The sequence below is a fragment of the Coleofasciculus sp. H7-2 genome (assembly GCF_042747725.1).
Classification (GTDB): Bacteria; Cyanobacteriota; Cyanobacteriia; order Cyanobacteriales; family FACHB-T130; genus FACHB-T130.
This window is the reverse complement of the sequence record NZ_JBHZGO010000073.1, coordinates 45,583-62,454: the sequence shown is the minus strand read 5'-3', so window position 1 is coordinate 62,454 and position 16,872 is coordinate 45,583. Positions and strand designations below refer to the sequence as shown.

The window sequence follows — 16,872 nt, the reverse complement described above, 5'->3', positions numbered from 1 at the left end:
CGGAATGACTATCTGTGGCTAAGTCTGAAGAATTGCATCCAGAGACAGCGGTAAGCGAAGCCATGCCGAAGGCTATCGCGCTTGCCCGTACTCCCCTGTATCAACTTGCCCTCGAACAAAAAGCCCGATTGACTGCCTTTTCCGGCTGGGAAATGCCCGTACAATACACCAGCATTGGACAAGAACACCAGGCAGTCCGCACCACAGCGGGAATGTTCGACATCTCCCACATGGGGAAATTTACCTTCAAGGGGAAACAGCTGATTTCGCACTTACAGCCTCTAGTTCCCTCAGATTTGAGCTGCCTGAAAGCCGGTGAATCTCAGTATACCGTCCTGCTGAATTCTCAAGGCGGCATTTTGGACGATATTATCTTCTATTATCAAGGCGAAGATGCAGACGGCGAACAGCGGGGAGCGATGATTGTCAACGCCGCCACTCGATCCAGAGACAAAGCATGGCTATTTGCCCAACTGGAATCTACTCAAATTGACTTCGAGGATCTCTCCCAGGCAAAAGTTTTGATTGCCGTTCAGGGGCCGCAAGCACTGGCATATCTTCAGCAATTTGTCAAACAAGACTTGACGCCGATCAAGGCATTTGGACATTTGGAAGCAACCGTCTTGAGTGAACCAGCTTTCATCGCCCGGACTGGATACACCGGAGAGGATGGATTTGAAGTAATGGTAGACCCAGAAGTGGGGGTAGAATTGTGGCGCAGTCTCGCCACTGCTGGTGTCGTACCCTGCGGACTCGGTGCCAGAGACACCCTGCGCCTAGAAGCGGCAATGTGCCTCTACGGGCAAGATATGGACGAAAGCACCACCCCTTTAGAAGCTGGATTGGGTTGGCTGGTTCATCTGGATACCAAAGACGATTTTATCGGGCGTCCAGTCTTGGAAAAACAGAAGGCAAATGGCGTAGAACGACGCTTAGTAGGGTTGCAAATGCAGGGGCGTTATATTGCGCGTCATGGCTACCCAGTGCTAGCTAAAGGTGAAGCCGTGGGCGTCGTTACCAGTGGCACCTTGGCTCCTACTGTAGGGCAACCGATTGCTCTGGCTTATGTTCCTCCGAATCTGGCTCAGATTGGTCAGGAATTGGAGGTAGAAATTCGGGGCAAAGCTTATCCAGCAGTTGTGGTTAAAAAACCTTTTTATCGCTCCCCCAGTCGTCTTCCTAGCAAGTAGCGATCGCTCCTTCAGTCAAGCCTATCTATGCAGGCTTTTGCCTAGCCCCAGGCTTCAGCCTGTGGGCAGATTGCTCTGAAACTGCTCCACCAACTGGGCAAACTCCCGCAGGGCTTTCTCAGACTGCTGTGCCGCAATCCAGCTAAAGTCATTGTGACCTGCCCCATCCACCCACAAAAAGCGCTTCGGTTCGTTGGCAGCAGCAAAAAGTTGCTCCCCATGCCAAAAGGGAATCACTTCATCCGCCCTTCCGTGCATTACCAAGACTGGGCAACGCACCTGTTTAATCTTGTCGAGATTGCGGAACTTATCAAACGGCACAATCGGGATGCGCGTCAGCACTCGAAACGCCGTAATAAACGCACTTTCCACAATTAAACCCGCCAGCGGTTGACGAGAAGCCAAATCCACTGCTGGCCCACTTCCCACCGAACGCCCATAGGCAATAATTTGATTCGGTGGCACACCCAGCTGCTGAGTCAGATAAGTATAGGCAGCGTCAATATCCCGATAAGAATTGCCCTCGGTAGGCGTTCCCTGACTGGTTCCATAACCGCGATAATCGTAGGCGAAGACAGCAAAGCCCAAGTTCCGCAAACCTTGACGCACCGACAGCACATCTAATAAGTCTTCAGCGTTACCGTGACTGTATAAAATTGTGTAAGTGGCATTGGGATTAGGCAGATAAGCTGCCGAGATTTGCACGCCATCCGCTGTGGTTAGCTTAAGAATCTCGCTACTATCCTGATAACTGGACGGCTGGGGCAAAAAAATCATCCTATCGGAAAAGAAATAGGCATAGAAGCAAAGAAAAGCGTAGATGAAGATTGCGGAGCGCATAAGTCTTTTAACAGAAAATTCACCAAAAAGCAGGCGTTTTAGCTTTTTTTTATCCATAATATTTCTGATATTCGGGTTTGAAGCTGTAAACTTAATGGCTGGTAAAAGTTATTTAAGCGCGTATTTGAGGAAGGAAGTGCAATGGCTCTGGAATATCCTGAAGACCTAAAATATCTGGACTCTCACGAGTATGTGCGACTGGAGGGTGAGATTGCCACAATTGGCATCAGCGCCTTTGCCATCGATCAGCTGGGCGATATTGTATTTCTGGATTTGCCAGAAATCGGCGACGCCCTATCAAAGGGAGAGAGTTTTGGGACAATTGAATCGGTGAAAGCCGTTGAAGATATGTATGCCCCGGTCAGCGGGACAGTTATAGAACGCAATACTGCCATCTTGGAAGCTCCGGAAAATGTGGCGGAAGATCCTTACGGCGAAGGATGGTTTTTGAAACTTCGGATTAACGACCCTGATGAGCTGGATGAGGCTTTATCGGCGGATGAGTATCGATCGCAGGTGGAAGGAGAGTAGATTTTGAATTTTGGATTTTAGATTTTGCGGAGGTCGGAGTTTCTCCGCCTCCGACAATGGGGGATTTGCCTTTCTAGGGAAGCGGGCTTTCTTCAATTGGCAATTCCTTCCAAAATCTAAAATCTAAAATTGCGGTAACTTCGAGACGCGGCAAATCGGTGTTTTTACAGCTCCTGACCCCGGAAAATTGTTGCAAAATATGAAATAGTCGCGTCTGGAGAGCAACCTGTGGTAATTTCCATCCCTCATACCGAGTCTAGCCGTCAACATCTGCTAGGAGAAATGGGATCGATTTCTTTTGTACAGAGGCATATCGGCCCTAGCCCGGATGAAGTCCAGCAAATGCTTGAGGTAGTGGGGATACCGACCCTAGATGCCCTCATCGACCAAACGGTTCCGCAGGCAATTCGGCGATCGCGTTTTCCCAATGGGGCAACTCCGAAAACCGATTCGCTTCAGCTTCCCGCAGCTCAGAGTGAGTCCGCAGCGCTGAGTCGATTGAAAGCGATCGCCTCCAAAAATCAGGTGTTTCGCTCATTGATTGGCATGGGTTATTCCGACTGCATTACCCCGCCGGTCATTCAACGTAATATTTTAGAAAACCCCGGCTGGTATACCGCCTACACTCCCTATCAGCCAGAAATTGCCCAAGGGCGACTAGAGGCGCTGCTGAATTTTCAGACAACGATCATTGACTTGACAGGGCTGGAAATTGCTAATGCTTCCTTACTCGATGAAGCAACCGCAGCCGCAGAAGCAATGACAATGAGTTATAGCCTCTGTAAAACCAAAGCCAACGCCTTTTTTGTCTCCAGCGCCTGCCATCCCCAAACTATCGAAGTATTGCAAACACGGGCGAGACCGCTTGGCATTGAGATTATTGTCGGCGTTCATCAGAACTTTGATTTTGAGCAAGCAATCTTTGGGGCAATCCTGCAATACCCCGCCACTGATGGCACGATTTACGATTATCGGGGTTTTGTAGAAAAAGCTCATGCAGCGGGTGCTTTAGTCACGGTGGCAGCAGATCCCTTGAGCCTAACGCTGCTAACACCACCGGGAGAATTTGGGGCAGATATTGCGGTAGGAAGCACTCAGCGCTTTGGAATCCCCCTCGGATACGGGGGACCTCATGCAGCCTACTTTGCCACCAAAGAAGAGTATAAGCGGCAGGTTCCGGGGCGGATTGTCGGAGTCTCTAAAGATGCCCACGGCAAGCCAGCGCTGCGTTTAGCTTTGCAAACCCGCGAACAGCATATCCGCCGCGATAAAGCGACCAGTAATATCTGTACAGCCCAAGTTCTCCTAGCGGTGATGGCGAGTATGTATGCTGTCTACCACGGGTCAGCCGGACTGAAAAAAATTGCCCAGAATATCCATAAGCTGACGGTAATTCTGGCGTCAGGATTGAAGCGGCTGGGATACAGCATCGGTGCAGAACAATTTTTTGATACTTTGCGGGTAGAATTGGGCGATCGCGCTCTTGAAGATATTCTCGCAGCTGCCCAAGCTCGTCAGATTAACTTGCGGATTCTGGATGCAAATGCTGTCGGCATCAGCTTGGACGAAACCACGACCTTACAGGACTTGCAAGACCTATTTGAAATTTTCGCAGGTTTAGGGGCGCAAGACTTTGTACCGTTTACGGTGGAATTGGCGAGTCAGGTGACAACTGATTTTGACGCACCTTTTGCCCGTACTAGCAGCTATTTAACTCATCCCGTCTTTAACCGCTATCACTCGGAAACTGAGTTATTGCGCTACTTGCACCGTCTAGAGGCTAAGGATTTGTCGCTGACAACATCGATGATTCCCTTAGGTTCATGCACGATGAAGTTGAATGCGACGGCGGAAATGATCCCGGTAACATGGGCGGAATTTGGCAAAATTCATCCTTTTGCCCCCCATTCGCAAACGCGGGGGTATCAAATTCTGTTCCAGCAGCTTGAGGCGTGGTTAGCTGAAATCACTGGTTTTACGGGCATTTCTCTGCAACCCAATGCCGGATCTCAAGGCGAATATGCGGGACTACTGGTGATTCGTCAGTATCACGAAAGTCGCGGGGAAGAACATCGGAATGTCTGTCTGATTCCGCAATCTGCCCACGGGACAAATCCTGCCAGTGCGGTAATGTGTGGGATGAAAGTGGTAGCGATCGCTTGCGACGATCGAGGCAATATTGATGTAGACGATCTCAAAGCGAAAGCCGAGAAGCATCGCCACGAACTCGCCGCCTTGATGGTGACATATCCTTCTACTCACGGCGTCTTTGAGGAACCGATAAAAGAAATCTGCAATATCGTCCACGCTAACGGCGGACAAGTTTACATGGACGGGGCGAATATGAACGCCCAAGTGGGTTTATGCCGTCCCGGAGACTTTGGCGCAGATGTTTGTCACTTAAACTTGCACAAAACCTTCTGTATCCCCCACGGCGGCGGTGGGCCAGGAATGGGACCAATTGGGGTAATGCCGCATCTAGTCCCCTTTTTACCGGGGCACTCTGTTGTCCCAACTGGCGGCGAACAAGGCATCGGTGCCGTTGCAGCCGCGCCTTGGGGTAGCGCCAGCATCCTACCCATTTCTTGGATGTACATCGCCATGATGGGGGCGGCAGGCTTAACAGAAGCGACGAAAGTGGCGATTCTCAATGCCAACTATATTGCCCGTCGCTTAGAACCTTTCTATCCTGTTTTGTACAAAGGGAAAAATGGTTTGGTGGCGCATGAGTGTATTTTAGATTTGCGCTTGCTCAAAAAGTCTGCTGGTATCGAAGTGGATGATATCGCCAAGCGCCTGATGGACTACGGCTTCCACGCCCCTACCGTCTCTTGGCCCGTGGCGGGTACGATGATGGTAGAACCCACAGAAAGCGAATCCAAGGAAGAACTAGATCGTTTCTGCGATGCGATGATCTCGATTCGTCAGGAAATTGCGGAAATTGAATCGGGTAAGATGGACGCTCAAGATAATCTCTTGAAGAACGCACCCCACACCGCAGAAGCTTTAATGACTTCTGAGTGGAATCATCCCTATTCCCGCGAACAAGCTGCCTATCCTGCGCCGTGGACGAGAGAACACAAGTTCTGGCCTACTGTCGGACGCATAGATAATGCTTTTGGCGATCGCAATTTAGTTTGCGCTTGTCTCCCGATGGAAGCTTATTCACAAGGCTAGTATCTTTTGAAGGAAAGCGCGATCGCACTTGCTAATTGATGGTGAGTGCGATCGCATCTTTTTTACCGTCATAGGTAGGACAGAGGAAGAAAGACGCGATCGCTTAACTACGTCGCGTTAGCTGTGCGCGTACCACTCGCCACATTATCAGTCCCAGCATTCCAGTCAAGGCAAACGGGAAGACTACCAGACCTAAAACGAAGCACAAAGCCAGTTGCCATTTACCATGTTGAGCAAATTTAATTACCAATTTCAACCACTTTGGATAAGGCATTGCATCCAGAGGGAGCTGAAGTTCTTGTAAAATTTCTTGTGCTTGATATGCTGCTGCAAATCCTTCTTGTACTCGTCCACACTGCTGATATAGGCTGGCTAAGTTTTGCAGAGTTGTAGCTTCCCCCTTGCGATCGCCAATCTCCCGGAATATTGCCAGAGACTGCTGATGGTAATCAATTGCGAGTGGGTATTGTCCTAGAGAATTGTAAGCATTGCCCAAACCTATGAGAGAAGCCGCTTCCCCATTGCGATCGCCAATCTCCCGTTCTATTCCCAGAGACTGCTGATGGTAATCAATTGCCAGTGGGTATTGTCCTAGAGAACGGTAAGCAATGCCCAAATTATTGAGAGAAGCCGCTTCCCCATTGCGATCGCCAATCTCCCGTTCTATTCCCAGAGACTGCTGATGGTAATCAATTGCGAGTGGGTATTGTCCTAGAGAACCGTAAGCATTGCCCAAACCTATGAGAGAAGCCGCTTCCCCATTGCGATCGCCAATCTCCCGTTCTATTCCCAGAGACTGCTGATGGTAATCAATTGCCAGTGGATATTGTCCTAGAGAATCGTAAGCAGCGCCCAAATTACCGAGAGAAGCCGCTTCCCCATTGCGATCGCCAATCTCCCGGAATATTGCCAGAGACTGCTGATGGTAATCAATTGCTTGTGGGTATTGTCCTAGAGAACGGTAAGCATTGCCCAAGTTATTGCCAGAAGCAGCGAATTTCCAACTACCAGAGTTATTTTGCTGCCATGCTTTAACTAACTGCCCGTACAGTTCGGCTCGGACAGTGTTGTAACCTCGTAAAGTTAGAAAATTCTCACACAGGCGAATAGTGTTGAAGGCATTGTCATACTCTCCGAGCTGATAGCAGTGATAAAAAACTTCTAGATATTCTGCTACATCACTTATTGTCTGCCAGGGTTCTGGTTTGGCATTTTCTTTGTAGTATGCAACTGCCTTTTGGTGTGCCTCGGTTAGATCGCCCGCCTTTTGCTTGACATACGCCAAAATCAACGGGTGAAACTGAAACCATCGCCCCCCGTTCTTGTCCCTTTCCTCTTGCAACAGAGAACGCCTAGCCAACTGCCTTAAATCCTGCTCCAATACATTCTCTCCCGGCAACTGGACATCTGCCATCGCCGCATTGAAAGGAAGCCGATAGACACTCAGATTTAGTAGCAGTCGTTGCAACTTGTCACTGATACGGTTAAAGCTGGCATCTAACACCTGACGCATCCAGATATCGATTTTGCCCCGGTGCAGCCCTTTCAGCTTTTCCTCAGTCACTAGCTGGGCTACGTCAGCCAAACCATACCTCTGCAAGTGGCTAATCTGCGGATCTGACTCCTCCTCTGCCCGCAAAAAACCTGCAACCAGCGTCAGCAGCAAGGGATGCCCCTCTGCCTTTTTCGCAAAATCTTGCAATTCTGTCTCAGTTCCCAGAACCCCCGCAGCCCTCAACAAAGTAGCCCCCTCTGCTGGTGACAATCCCGACAAAGGAAGCCATTTCAACTTGATTTCTGGAAAATCCGGGCGTTCTCGCGTCGTCACCAGAATGACACTCTTACCGCCACATCCCAGCCAACCGTGAAAAAACTGCTCGTAGATAGCATCCAACCACTGCCCATCGGGTTGCAGCAGACTTTCCAGGTTGTCAATGATAAGTAAATACTGCCCCTCCCGCAGATGGTTCACCAACGCATCCACCAGCGACAATTCTGGAATTGCCTCCACAGTTGACGGGGAAAGTCCCAACCGCAGCAAGACTCGTCGCGCCAACTCGGTAAAAGTCACGCGGCGGCTGACATCTACCCAGAACTTTTTATCAAACTCAGCGCTATCGTCTTCGTAGATTTTGGCAGCCAGGGTAGATTTACCAAAGCCACCTAAACCCGTAATGCCAATCAGCAGGATATTTCCATCCGCCATCCATTCCCCGATTTTCTGCCTTTCCTGCGTGCGCCCTTGCCAACACTTCAAGTGAGGGCGCATTTCATCGAGGTTAGCTGAGTTTTGAACTGGTTGAGGGCTTGTTCCCTGGTTGTCTCCCAGCAGTCAGTGATGGTTGATGGTGTCACCAAACTGCACGCTTTGAGAATTCACTGTTTCTACTTGATAGCCCTTGGCATTATCCCGGTTAATCTGAGTCCTGCTGTTGTCTTGAGTATTGCTGATTTGAATTTCTCTAGCCATCATCCGAATATCTTTGGCAAATGCTGGCTCTTTATCCATGCAAGCCTGCAAATATTCAGTAACAACCTTCACTAATTCTGACTTCGAGCCTTGCTCAACGGCTTGAATGGCTCTTTCTGCGTCTGGATTAGCCCGTAATTTATTCCAAATTTTCTCGCGTAGCGGATTTACCTTTTCAATGGCAATTTCCATCAACTTACCAGCGCCACCTTCTATCATTCCGCCAAAAGCGATTTCTGCAATCTTTGCTGCTGTAAATTCAAGTACCATCTGTCACAGGTTGGCTATGCTTTCCATTTGGTTGTAACCCATCAACCCTCTATCTGCCAATGTTAAGATTGATGGCTTTACTAACTTTTCTCTAATTATGGCGATTGACTTTAGAGATAAAATATGTAGTAAACATATGCTGTTATTGCCTAGCAATTAACCCTATGACGAGGAATCCATCAAATCAACGACCGATTTTGACAATCGCGCGATCGCCTGTAGATTTAGCCTTGGATGTAGTAGCGATCGCGGGCATTGTTGTACTATTCTTGCTTACTCTCCAATCTTGGACAATGCCTAATACTATTCCCGTACATTTTAATGTTGCAGGTAAGCCAGATGCTATGGGTAGCAAAACAACTATTTTGCTATTTCCTGCTTTGAGTATTGTACTTTATCTAGTATTTACTTTATTAAGGCGTTTTCCTCATACATTTAATTATCCTTGGGCAATTACACAAGAAAATGCCTACCGCCAATATCAAATAGCTATTGGATTAATGAATTGGCTGAAAACAGAAATCGTCTGGCTATTTACTTACATAGAATGGCAGATTATTCAAGTGGCTTTGGGTAAATCAACAGGTTTGGGAATAGCCTTTTTGCCGATATTTCTTATAGTTATTTTTGGTACAGTTGGAATTTATTTTTGGCAAGCATATCAAGCACGTTAGCTACACAAACGTAGGGACGCGGCAGTGCCGTGTCCCTACCGTCTACGCGGAATTCAATGTATAAAGCAATACGGTTCATTTAGAGCTAAAAATCCCAAATCTGCGTAGGTTGGGTTGAGGAACGAAACCCAACAAATGCTTATGCGTGTTGGGTTTCGTTCCTCAACCCAACCTACAACTAATAATATTGTGAAACCCGCGCCAGCGGGTGCGTGTATGTTTAGCCGCGAATTCTATTCGTCAGGGCTAATCGCCAGGGCATTTATCAAATCTTACTTCGCAATGCCGCTAATTCTTCCCGCACAGATAAAGGCGAATATCCTAATTCAAAAGCTTTTGAACTATCCAAAGAAACATCCGCTGGTCTTGGCGCAGCCATTTTTACATCTTCTTGTCGGCAAGATTTAAGTTTTGCTTCGGGAAGTTGCAGCACTTCCACTAATAAACGACCAAATTCATAGCGTGATATTCGCTCTTTTCCGCCTAAATGAATGCGTCCGTTTACTTTTTCCAAGGCTAATAAAAGCCCTTGCGTAGCAGTTTTTGCGCTAACTGGCGTTCGGAATTCATCGATAAATAAACTTAGCTCTTTTCCCTCTCTCAATACTTGGATAAACGGCTGCATAAAACTTGTAGCAGTAGGCGTTGCTATACCAAACATTAAAGGCATCCGACAAATAGCAGTCATGGGATAACGTTCTAACATCCCTTCCTCCGCCATCACTTTTTGCTCTCCGTAAACATTGACAGGACACACGGGATCTATTTCCTGATAGGGAGGGTTTAAACCATCGAAAACTAAGTCAGTTGAAGTGAAAACGCAAGGAATCGAAGCATCCGCACAAAGTCCAGCAATATTACAAGATACCGTGACATTAATTGGGTAGGATTCATCAGGATATTTTTGGCAAAAATTAGGCTGCGATCGCGCGGCGGTATGAATCACTCCATCCGGCTGAATTTTCTGAAAAAGGTGCTTGAGTTCCTGAAAATCTTTTAAGTCAACTTTCAGCAAATTTACGCCGGGAATCTCTAGAGAATGGGAAAAGTAGGTTCCATAAACGTCCCATTCTGGTTGTGCTAGCTGGCAAAGATGCCATCCTAAAAAACCGCTGGCACCTGTAATTAAGAGTTTTTTCATTTGTAAACTCAGAACAAAAGCATCGTAATTCATCCTTTAAGATACTAAGGGCAGTTCTGTAGAAACTGACCCTAGGTGTATCGTTCATCACTTGTGAGTACGCGCTATGCAGTGGCTAGACGAGCGATCGCTCTTGGCAGTCCCTACGGTCACAGGCAGCGAGAATCAGGGAAATGTTGCTGAATTAGTAATTTTTCTGATCGTCTTGTTGTTGGTCGCCACCGGGGTTGCCCTACTATCTCGACGATTTCGGATTCCTTACATTACAGGGTTAGTGTTGGCAGGGTTGGCGATTACAGAGCTTTTGCCAGGTCGCATCCGTCTGGATTCCTCCCTAATTTTTAATCTTTTTTTGCCGATTCTGCTCTTTGAATCGGCAATTAATACCGACATCAGTCGCCTACGCAGCACGTTTAAACCCATTGCCTTGCTAGCAGGCGTGGGATTTCCCCTCTGCGCTGGCATCACCTCAGTCTTGCTGAAACTAGAACTAGGCTTAGATTGGGTACCCGCCTTGCTGGTTGGGGTCATTTTGTCAATCACCGATACCGCCTTGGTCATTGCGGTTTTCAAGGAAGTGTCTGTTCCCCACCGACTGGTCACTCTAGTAGAGGGTGAAAGCTTGGTCAACGATGATGTGGCGCTAGTTTTATTTAGCCTGATCTTGACTGCAAATTCAACCGGGTCATTAACGCCCCTTGATGTCGTACAGGCATTTTTGTTCGTGATTGTCGGCGGAATCTTAGTTGGCTTAGCCTTGGGCTACCTTAGTATTGGTTTATTTAGCCAAGCAGACGATCCTCTCAGCGTGATTTTACTCACGGTTGCCGTAGCCCTGGGAGCCTTCCAAGTAGGCGAATTTTTTCACGTATCCGGTGTGGTTGCCGTTGTGGTGGCAGGACTGATTGTGGGCAACCTGGGGGTTTCTCGCAGTACCTCTGCTTCCACTCAAGTCACCTTGTTCAGTTTCTGGGAATTTGCCGGGTTTGGAGTCAATACCTTTATTTTCTTACTCATCGGCTTAGAGATTAATCTCGTCACCCTTTGGCAGACGCTACCAGCTGTTCTTTTAGCACTGATTGCCTACCAAGTTGGGAGGGCACTCACCGTTTATCCACTCTTGGACTTGGTGCGTTTTTTTGACAAACCTATTCCTGTGAAATGGCGACACGTTCTCTTTTTGGGCAATATTAAAGGTTCGCTTTCCACAGCCTTGGCTTTAAGCTTACCGACTAATTTGCCAGGGCGAGATACGCTGGTTGTGATTGTCTTAGGGATTGTGCTGCTGTCGTTGGTGGGACAGGGAGTAAGTTTACCTGGGTTTGTACGACGTTTAAAGCTCGACCGCCATTCAGATTCACGGCAGCAGATCGAACAATTGCAAGCTCAATTGATGACTTCCAAAGCAGCACAGGATGAATTAGAGAGTCTCCTGAAATCGGGAGTTTTACCAAAATCCATCTACGAAGAGATGCGAGCAGCTTATCAGGTGCGGGTGGCAGCTTCTGAAAGGACTTTGCGGGAGATATATAATCAGCGTCCAGAAGATGCTGCTGATGAGAGTAGCGATCGCCTAAAATTAGACCCGATTCGTCGGCAATTACTGTTGGCAGAAAAGCAGGTACTCAATGACGCTCTCCGCAGGCGAATTCTCTCAGAAGAAGTAGTGCAAGAGCGCATCAAAACTATTAACGAGCAACTTCTAAGTTTGGAAGATGACTAGAACACAACCCTAAGAAATCAATCACCTGATGTAACTTTTCCGATTTGGTGACTACTAGCACGGTCGATCCCGCCTCCAGCACTGTCTTTCCATTAGGAATAATTAGATCGGTTTGGGGATGGGATTGATAGCCAATGATCAAAGAACCACTAGGAAAACGGTCATCCTGAGCGACTTGTGCCACGGTATGACCCGCAATGTCAGACTCCGGTGGCACTTTGAGTTTGAAGACTTCTACCTGACCCTGCTCGAAGTGCATCATCGATTCTACTTGGGGATATTCGATAGCGTTCACCATTGTGGTCACGGCTAACTCAATCGTACTAATTACATGGTGCGCTCCGGCAATCCGATAAGGTTCGGCAAAATCACCTTGGCGCATCCGAGTCACGATATGGGAGACGCCATAGTGTTTGGCAAGTGTCACCATTGCCAGATTTAAAGCATCATCGCGGAGGGCGGCAACAACCGCATCTGCCTTGCGAATTCCTGCTTCCATCAGCACTTGCGTACTGACAGCACTGCCTTCAAAAGCCATCGCGCCTACTTGTTCGCGTGCATACCGGCAGGCGGTGGGATCGGTATCGATGATGGCAATCGTGTGTCCCAATTCTACCAATTGTTGGGCTAAGTCCAGCCCGACCAGTCCAGCTCCACCAATCAATACGTACATGGCTAACCTCTGTTGCAGGTATTTAGATGTAACCTCAAAATCCAATCCGGTTCATTTAGAGCTAAAAATCCCAAATCTGCGTCGGGAATTGTTGAGGCAACGTTACCCAAAAAATGCTTATGCGTGTTGGGTTTCGTTCCTCAACCCAACCTACAACTATTCGGTAGTGAACCGTATTGCCTCAAAATTTCAGTGTAGTTGCTGGCGGTGAGAGTAGTAAATTATTCAAATGGTGAACTAGAGCGATCGCGTTTTTTAATTCCTAGACGATCGTGAAGGAAGAACTGGTGATAGTGTTTGCTTGCGCCCAGCTGAGGGATGCTAAGAGTTCACCACTGTTGCGATCGCTGATTAGGGTAAAGAAATCGTTGTTGGTGCCAGTGCCTTGGACAATTGCCAGTTGGTCAAATGTCAGACCGCTGGATAAGCCGATTAAATCTTGACCGACATTGAAGTTTACAATGGTGTCAGTTCCCGCGCCAAGTGCCAGCACGAACAAGTCATTACCGTTGCCGCTAAATAGCGTATCGTTACCAGCACCGCCGTAAATGGTATTGTTACCTTCACCCGCATACAGCAGATCGTTGCCAGCACCAGCGAGGATCGTATCGTTGCCAGTGCCAGTGTAGATAGTATCGCTACCAGCACCAGCATAGATAGTGTTATTGCCCTCGCCTGCGTAAATTAGGTCGTCGCCTGCACCAGCCGTAATTAAATCGTTGCCAGATCCGGCTGAAATGGTATCGTTACCAAAGCCACTATAAAGCTGATTATCGCCTTCTCCAGCCCAAACAGTGTTATTGCCATCGCCTGCACGGATGATGTCATCACCACCACCAGAGGAGAGCAAGTCATCGCCAGCTTCTGCAATGATGACATCGTTGCCTGTACCAGTGTAGACGGTGTTGTTCCCGGCACCAGCATCAATATTATTGGAGCCTTCGCCAGCGTAGACAGTATCATCGCCAGCACCAGCCTCAATTAGATCGTTGCCGGAACCAGCAGAGATGCGATCGCTACCAGATCCGGTGTAAAGTTGATTGTTACCTTCTCCGGCATAGAGCGTGTTATTGCCATCGCCTGCACGAATGATGTCATCACCGCCGCCAGTACCGATGATGTCATTGCCAGCTTCGGCATCGATGATGTCTTTGCCACCACCGCCAGTGTAGACGGTATTATTACCAGCACCTGCATCAATATTGTTAGAGCCAACGCCAGCGTAGATAATATCATCGCCAGCCCCAGCGTTAATTACATCGTCGCCAGAGCCAGAATTCAGAAAATCTTTACCAGAACCGCTTTCGATTCGGTTGTTTCCGTTTCCGGCAAAGACGCTGTTATCGCCATCGCCTGCAAGAATGATGTCATTACCAGCACCGGCATACATCTTGTCGTTGCCGGAAAGGGCAGATAATTCGTTGTTGCCTTCCCCGGCGTAGAGGATGTTGTTACCTTCACCACCGTCTAAAATGTCGTCGCCAGCACCGCCTGCGAGGATGTCGTCGCCGTCATCGCCGTAAACCTTGTTGTTGCCCTCACCTGCGTAAAGCTGGTCGTTACCGCCGCGACCATAAAAGCTATCATTGCCAGAACCACCATAAAAAATGTCATCGCCAGAGTTACCATAGATGGTGTTGTTGCCATCCCCGGCGTACATTTTGTTATTGCCTTCACCGCCGTCTAAGATGTCGTCGCCAGAACCCGCGTAGAGTTCGTCATCACCGTCACCACCATACAAGGCGTTGTTGCCTTCTCCTGCCGCTAGGATGTCGTTGCCGTCGCCACCTTCAATTCTGTCATCACCAGAGCCAGCGTACACTTCATCGTCGCCAGAGCCACCATACAGAATGTTATTGCCATTGTTTGCATAGAGTTTATCGTCGCCGTCGCCGCCATCCATCCAGTCGTCCCCATCACCAGCCGAGAGGATGTCGTTACCAGTCCTGCCGTCGAGGAGATTATTTCCTTGTCCGCCGTCGAGGATATCGTCGCCAGCACCACCATCTAGGCGATCGCTTCCATCTTCGCCAAAAAGCCGATCTTCGCCGTCGCCACCTGTGAGAGAATCATCCCCAGCACCACCAAGCAATAAGTCGTTGCCAGCGTCTGCGTCCAGGGTGTCATTACCGTCACCACCTTGCAGGCGATCGTCGCCAGTGCCAGCGATTAGGGTATCGTTCCCATCTTGCCCCAAGAGGAAGTCATTGCCGTCGTTCCCTTCCAGGTAGTCGTCACCTGTACCGCCATCAATTTGATCGTCTCCCGATCCGCCTAAGAGGGTGTCCTCATCATCTCCACCCATCAGCAAGTCGTTACCGTCGCCAGCATTAAGGTAGTCGTTGCCTGCTTGACCGTAGAGTTGGTCGTTGCCGTCTCCTGCATCTAAATTGTCATTGCCAGAACCACCATCGAGGCTATCATCTCCTTCTTCACCCAGCAGCAGATCGCTTCCGTCACCACCATAGAGACTATCATTGCCTAAGCGACCGTACAGTTCATCGTCGCCTTCATCGCCATAGATAGTGTCATTGCCGAAGCCACTATCGCCGTAAAGCTTGTCGTTACCTGTACCGCCACTCATATAGTCATCGCCATCACCGCCATAGATGATGTCGTCCCCAGCTTCGCCAAACAGATTATCTCGCCCTTCGTTGCCGAAGACCGTATCGTTACCGCTGCCAGCATAGACGACATCATCGCCTCGTTCGCCGTAAACTCTGTCGTCACCGTCTCCAGCCTCAACATAGTCATTGCCATCCCCGGCTGTGATGATGTTGGCTATGGCGTCACCGAAGATCGAATCACTGTAGTTAGATCCGACTACGTTCTCAACGTCGTAAACTTGGTCATAGCCGCCAAAGCCGTCGCTGGCTTCGTTCTTCTCTAAGTTGACGTAGACACTGCCAGCGTCGCGGCGGTAGCTGACAGTATCAATGCCATCGCCACCATAAAAAGTGTCATTCCCGCCATTACCAATCAGCAAGTCATCTCCAGCTAGAGCCTCAATGCGATTATTGCTGCTGTTGCCAATTAGAATGTCGTCATACTCAGATCCAATGATGTTTTCCAGATTTCGGAGGGTGTCCTCTGTACCAAATCCGTCGTAGGCTGTGCCTGAGTTGATGGCAAAGTTCGCTTCCAGGTCGGTGTAATATGTGCTAGGGTTGGCATCACTGATTGCAGCAGCAGCTCTGGCGTTGACATCATTTCCGTAACCTTGACCTTCATCAATATTGACAGTTACGCCACTGGGTGAATTAGAGTAACTGACGGTATCAACTTCACTGCCACCATCAATGTAGTCGTCGCCTGCTTCTCCCATCAAGAAGTCGTCGCCAGACTCCCCATACATCATGTCGTCGCCAGCGTTGCCATACAGAGCATCATTGTCAGCACCACCGTACAGCTTATCGTTGCCGTCATTGCCCTCCAGATAGTCTTCACCTGTGCCACCATCTAGGAAGTCGTTATCCGCTTGACCATATAGGGTGTCGTTGTTAGCACCGCCATAAACGGTGTCATCACCATCATTGCCTTCTAGATAGTCGTTGCCTGTGCCACCATCCAGCAAATCGTCGGCAGCTTGACCATACAGGAAGTCATTACCCGCTTGACCATAGAGTTTGTCGTCACCTGTACCGCCGTAAAGTCGGTCTACTCCTGAGCCACCATCTATGAAGTCGTTGCCGGAATTTCCTTCCAGGTAATCATTACCAGCTTGACCGTAAAGTTCATCTGCACCAGTGCCGCCGTAGAGTTCATCTGCACCAGTGCCACCATACAGGGAATCATTGCCAGCCTCACCGTACAGGAAGTCATTGCCAGAACCGCCATCTAACAGGTCATTGCCTGTGCCACCCTTGAGGGTGTCGCTATCAGCTTCACCGTACAGGAAGTCATTTTCCGAACCGCCATCTAACAGGTCATTGCCTGTGCCACCCTTGAGGGTGTCACTATCAGCTTCACCGTACAGATGGTCATTGCCAGAACCGCCATCTAACAGGTCATTGCCTGTGCCACCCTTGAGGGTGTCGCTATCAGCTTCACCGTACAGGAAGTCATTTTCCGAACCGCCATTTAACAGGTCATTGCCTGTGCCACCCTTGAGGGTGTCGCTATCAGCTTCCCCGTACAGGAAGTCATTTTCCGAACCGCCATCTAATAGGTCATTGCCTGTGCC

The 16,872-nt window shown here is 48.9% G+C and carries 11 protein-coding genes; 5 read left to right on the top strand and 6 right to left on the bottom strand.

Annotated elements, in window-relative coordinates:
* Window positions 1-62 precede the first annotated feature (62 nt).
* Window positions 63-1,190 carry a glycine cleavage system aminomethyltransferase GcvT gene (gene gcvT / locus ACFW2W_RS14585; RefSeq protein ID WP_378179496.1) on the top strand — a complete coding sequence of 376 codons (1,128 nt, stop codon included), beginning with the start codon at window positions 63-65 and terminating at the stop codon, window positions 1,188-1,190.
* 54 nt (window positions 1,191-1,244) lie between these two features.
* Here the strand turns inward: gcvT and ACFW2W_RS14580 are convergent, their stop codons facing one another.
* Window positions 1,245-2,087 (bottom strand): alpha/beta hydrolase, encoded by an 843-nt coding sequence (locus tag ACFW2W_RS14580; protein ID WP_378179246.1) that lies wholly within the window; start codon window positions 2,085-2,087, stop codon window positions 1,245-1,247.
* 84 nt (window positions 2,088-2,171) lie between these two features.
* On the opposite strand from ACFW2W_RS14580, the gene gcvH reads away from it, so the two are divergent.
* Both gcvH and gcvP read left to right on the top strand, forming a co-directional pair.
* Window positions 2,172-2,561 carry a glycine cleavage system protein GcvH gene (gcvH, locus tag ACFW2W_RS14575; protein WP_378179243.1) on the top strand — a complete coding sequence of 130 codons (390 nt, stop codon included), beginning with the start codon at window positions 2,172-2,174 and terminating at the stop codon, window positions 2,559-2,561.
* Window positions 2,562-2,789: 228 nt separating this feature from the next.
* Entirely contained in the window at window positions 2,790-5,738 is a 2,949-nt protein-coding gene (gcvP, locus tag ACFW2W_RS14570) for an aminomethyl-transferring glycine dehydrogenase (protein ID WP_378179241.1), read from the top strand.
* A 103-nt stretch (window positions 5,739-5,841) separates the two neighbouring features.
* On the opposite strand, the gene ACFW2W_RS14565 is transcribed toward gcvP, so the two are convergent.
* Window positions 5,842-8,007, bottom strand: a complete 2,166-nt coding sequence (locus ACFW2W_RS14565) for a tetratricopeptide repeat protein (RefSeq protein WP_378179238.1) — start codon at window positions 8,005-8,007, stop codon at window positions 5,842-5,844.
* Window positions 8,008-8,070: 63 nt separating this feature from the next.
* A complete protein-coding gene (locus tag ACFW2W_RS14560) occupies window positions 8,071-8,478 on the bottom strand; it encodes a hypothetical protein (protein ID WP_378179235.1) in 408 nt (135 codons plus the stop codon).
* Window positions 8,479-8,642: 164 nt separating this feature from the next.
* Between ACFW2W_RS14560 and ACFW2W_RS14555 the strand changes: the two genes are divergently transcribed.
* The gene (locus tag ACFW2W_RS14555; protein ID WP_378179233.1) at window positions 8,643-9,152 is read left to right on the top strand and encodes a DUF1648 domain-containing protein; all 510 of its coding nucleotides are present in this window, start codon (window positions 8,643-8,645) and stop codon (window positions 9,150-9,152) included.
* 265 nt (window positions 9,153-9,417) lie between these two features.
* Here the strand turns inward: ACFW2W_RS14555 and ACFW2W_RS14550 are convergent, their stop codons facing one another.
* Window positions 9,418-10,293: an SDR family oxidoreductase gene (locus ACFW2W_RS14550; protein WP_378179230.1), complete on the bottom strand. Its 876-nt coding sequence runs from the start codon at window positions 10,291-10,293 to the stop codon at window positions 9,418-9,420.
* 106 nt (window positions 10,294-10,399) lie between these two features.
* On the opposite strand from ACFW2W_RS14550, the gene ACFW2W_RS14545 reads away from it, so the two are divergent.
* Window positions 10,400-12,016, top strand: coding sequence for a cation:proton antiporter (locus tag ACFW2W_RS14545; RefSeq protein ID WP_378179227.1), 1,617 nt, complete (start codon window positions 10,400-10,402; stop codon window positions 12,014-12,016).
* On the opposite strand, the gene ACFW2W_RS14540 is transcribed toward ACFW2W_RS14545, so the two are convergent.
* On the bottom strand, window positions 11,982-12,689 hold the full coding sequence (locus ACFW2W_RS14540) for a potassium channel family protein (RefSeq protein WP_378179224.1): 708 nt from the start codon (window positions 12,687-12,689) through the stop codon (window positions 11,982-11,984). The two genes, ACFW2W_RS14545 and ACFW2W_RS14540, sit on opposite strands and share 35 nt — an antisense overlap.
* A 262-nt stretch (window positions 12,690-12,951) precedes the next feature.
* Window positions 12,952-16,872: calcium-binding protein (locus ACFW2W_RS14535; protein ID WP_378179221.1), on the bottom strand; the 3,921-nt coding region annotated here is incomplete at its 5' end.

Coding starts and splice junctions, on each gene's coding strand:
- gcvT (WP_378179496.1), top strand. CDS start 63: ATGCCGAAGGCTATCGCGCTTGCCCGTACTCCCCTGTATCAACTTGCC.
- ACFW2W_RS14580 (WP_378179246.1), bottom strand. CDS start 2,087: ATGGATAAAAAAAAGCTAAAACGCCTGCTTTTTGGTGAATTTTCTGTT.
- gcvH (WP_378179243.1), top strand. CDS start 2,172: ATGGCTCTGGAATATCCTGAAGACCTAAAATATCTGGACTCTCACGAG.
- ACFW2W_RS14565 (WP_378179238.1), bottom strand. CDS start 8,007: ATGCGCCCTCACTTGAAGTGTTGGCAAGGGCGCACGCAGGAAAGGCAG.
- ACFW2W_RS14560 (WP_378179235.1), bottom strand. CDS start 8,478: ATGGTACTTGAATTTACAGCAGCAAAGATTGCAGAAATCGCTTTTGGC.
- ACFW2W_RS14555 (WP_378179233.1), top strand. CDS start 8,643: ATGACGAGGAATCCATCAAATCAACGACCGATTTTGACAATCGCGCGA.
- ACFW2W_RS14550 (WP_378179230.1), bottom strand. CDS start 10,293: ATGAAAAAACTCTTAATTACAGGTGCCAGCGGTTTTTTAGGATGGCAT.
- ACFW2W_RS14545 (WP_378179227.1), top strand. CDS start 10,400: ATGCAGTGGCTAGACGAGCGATCGCTCTTGGCAGTCCCTACGGTCACA.
- ACFW2W_RS14540 (WP_378179224.1), bottom strand. CDS start 12,689: ATGTACGTATTGATTGGTGGAGCTGGACTGGTCGGGCTGGACTTAGCC.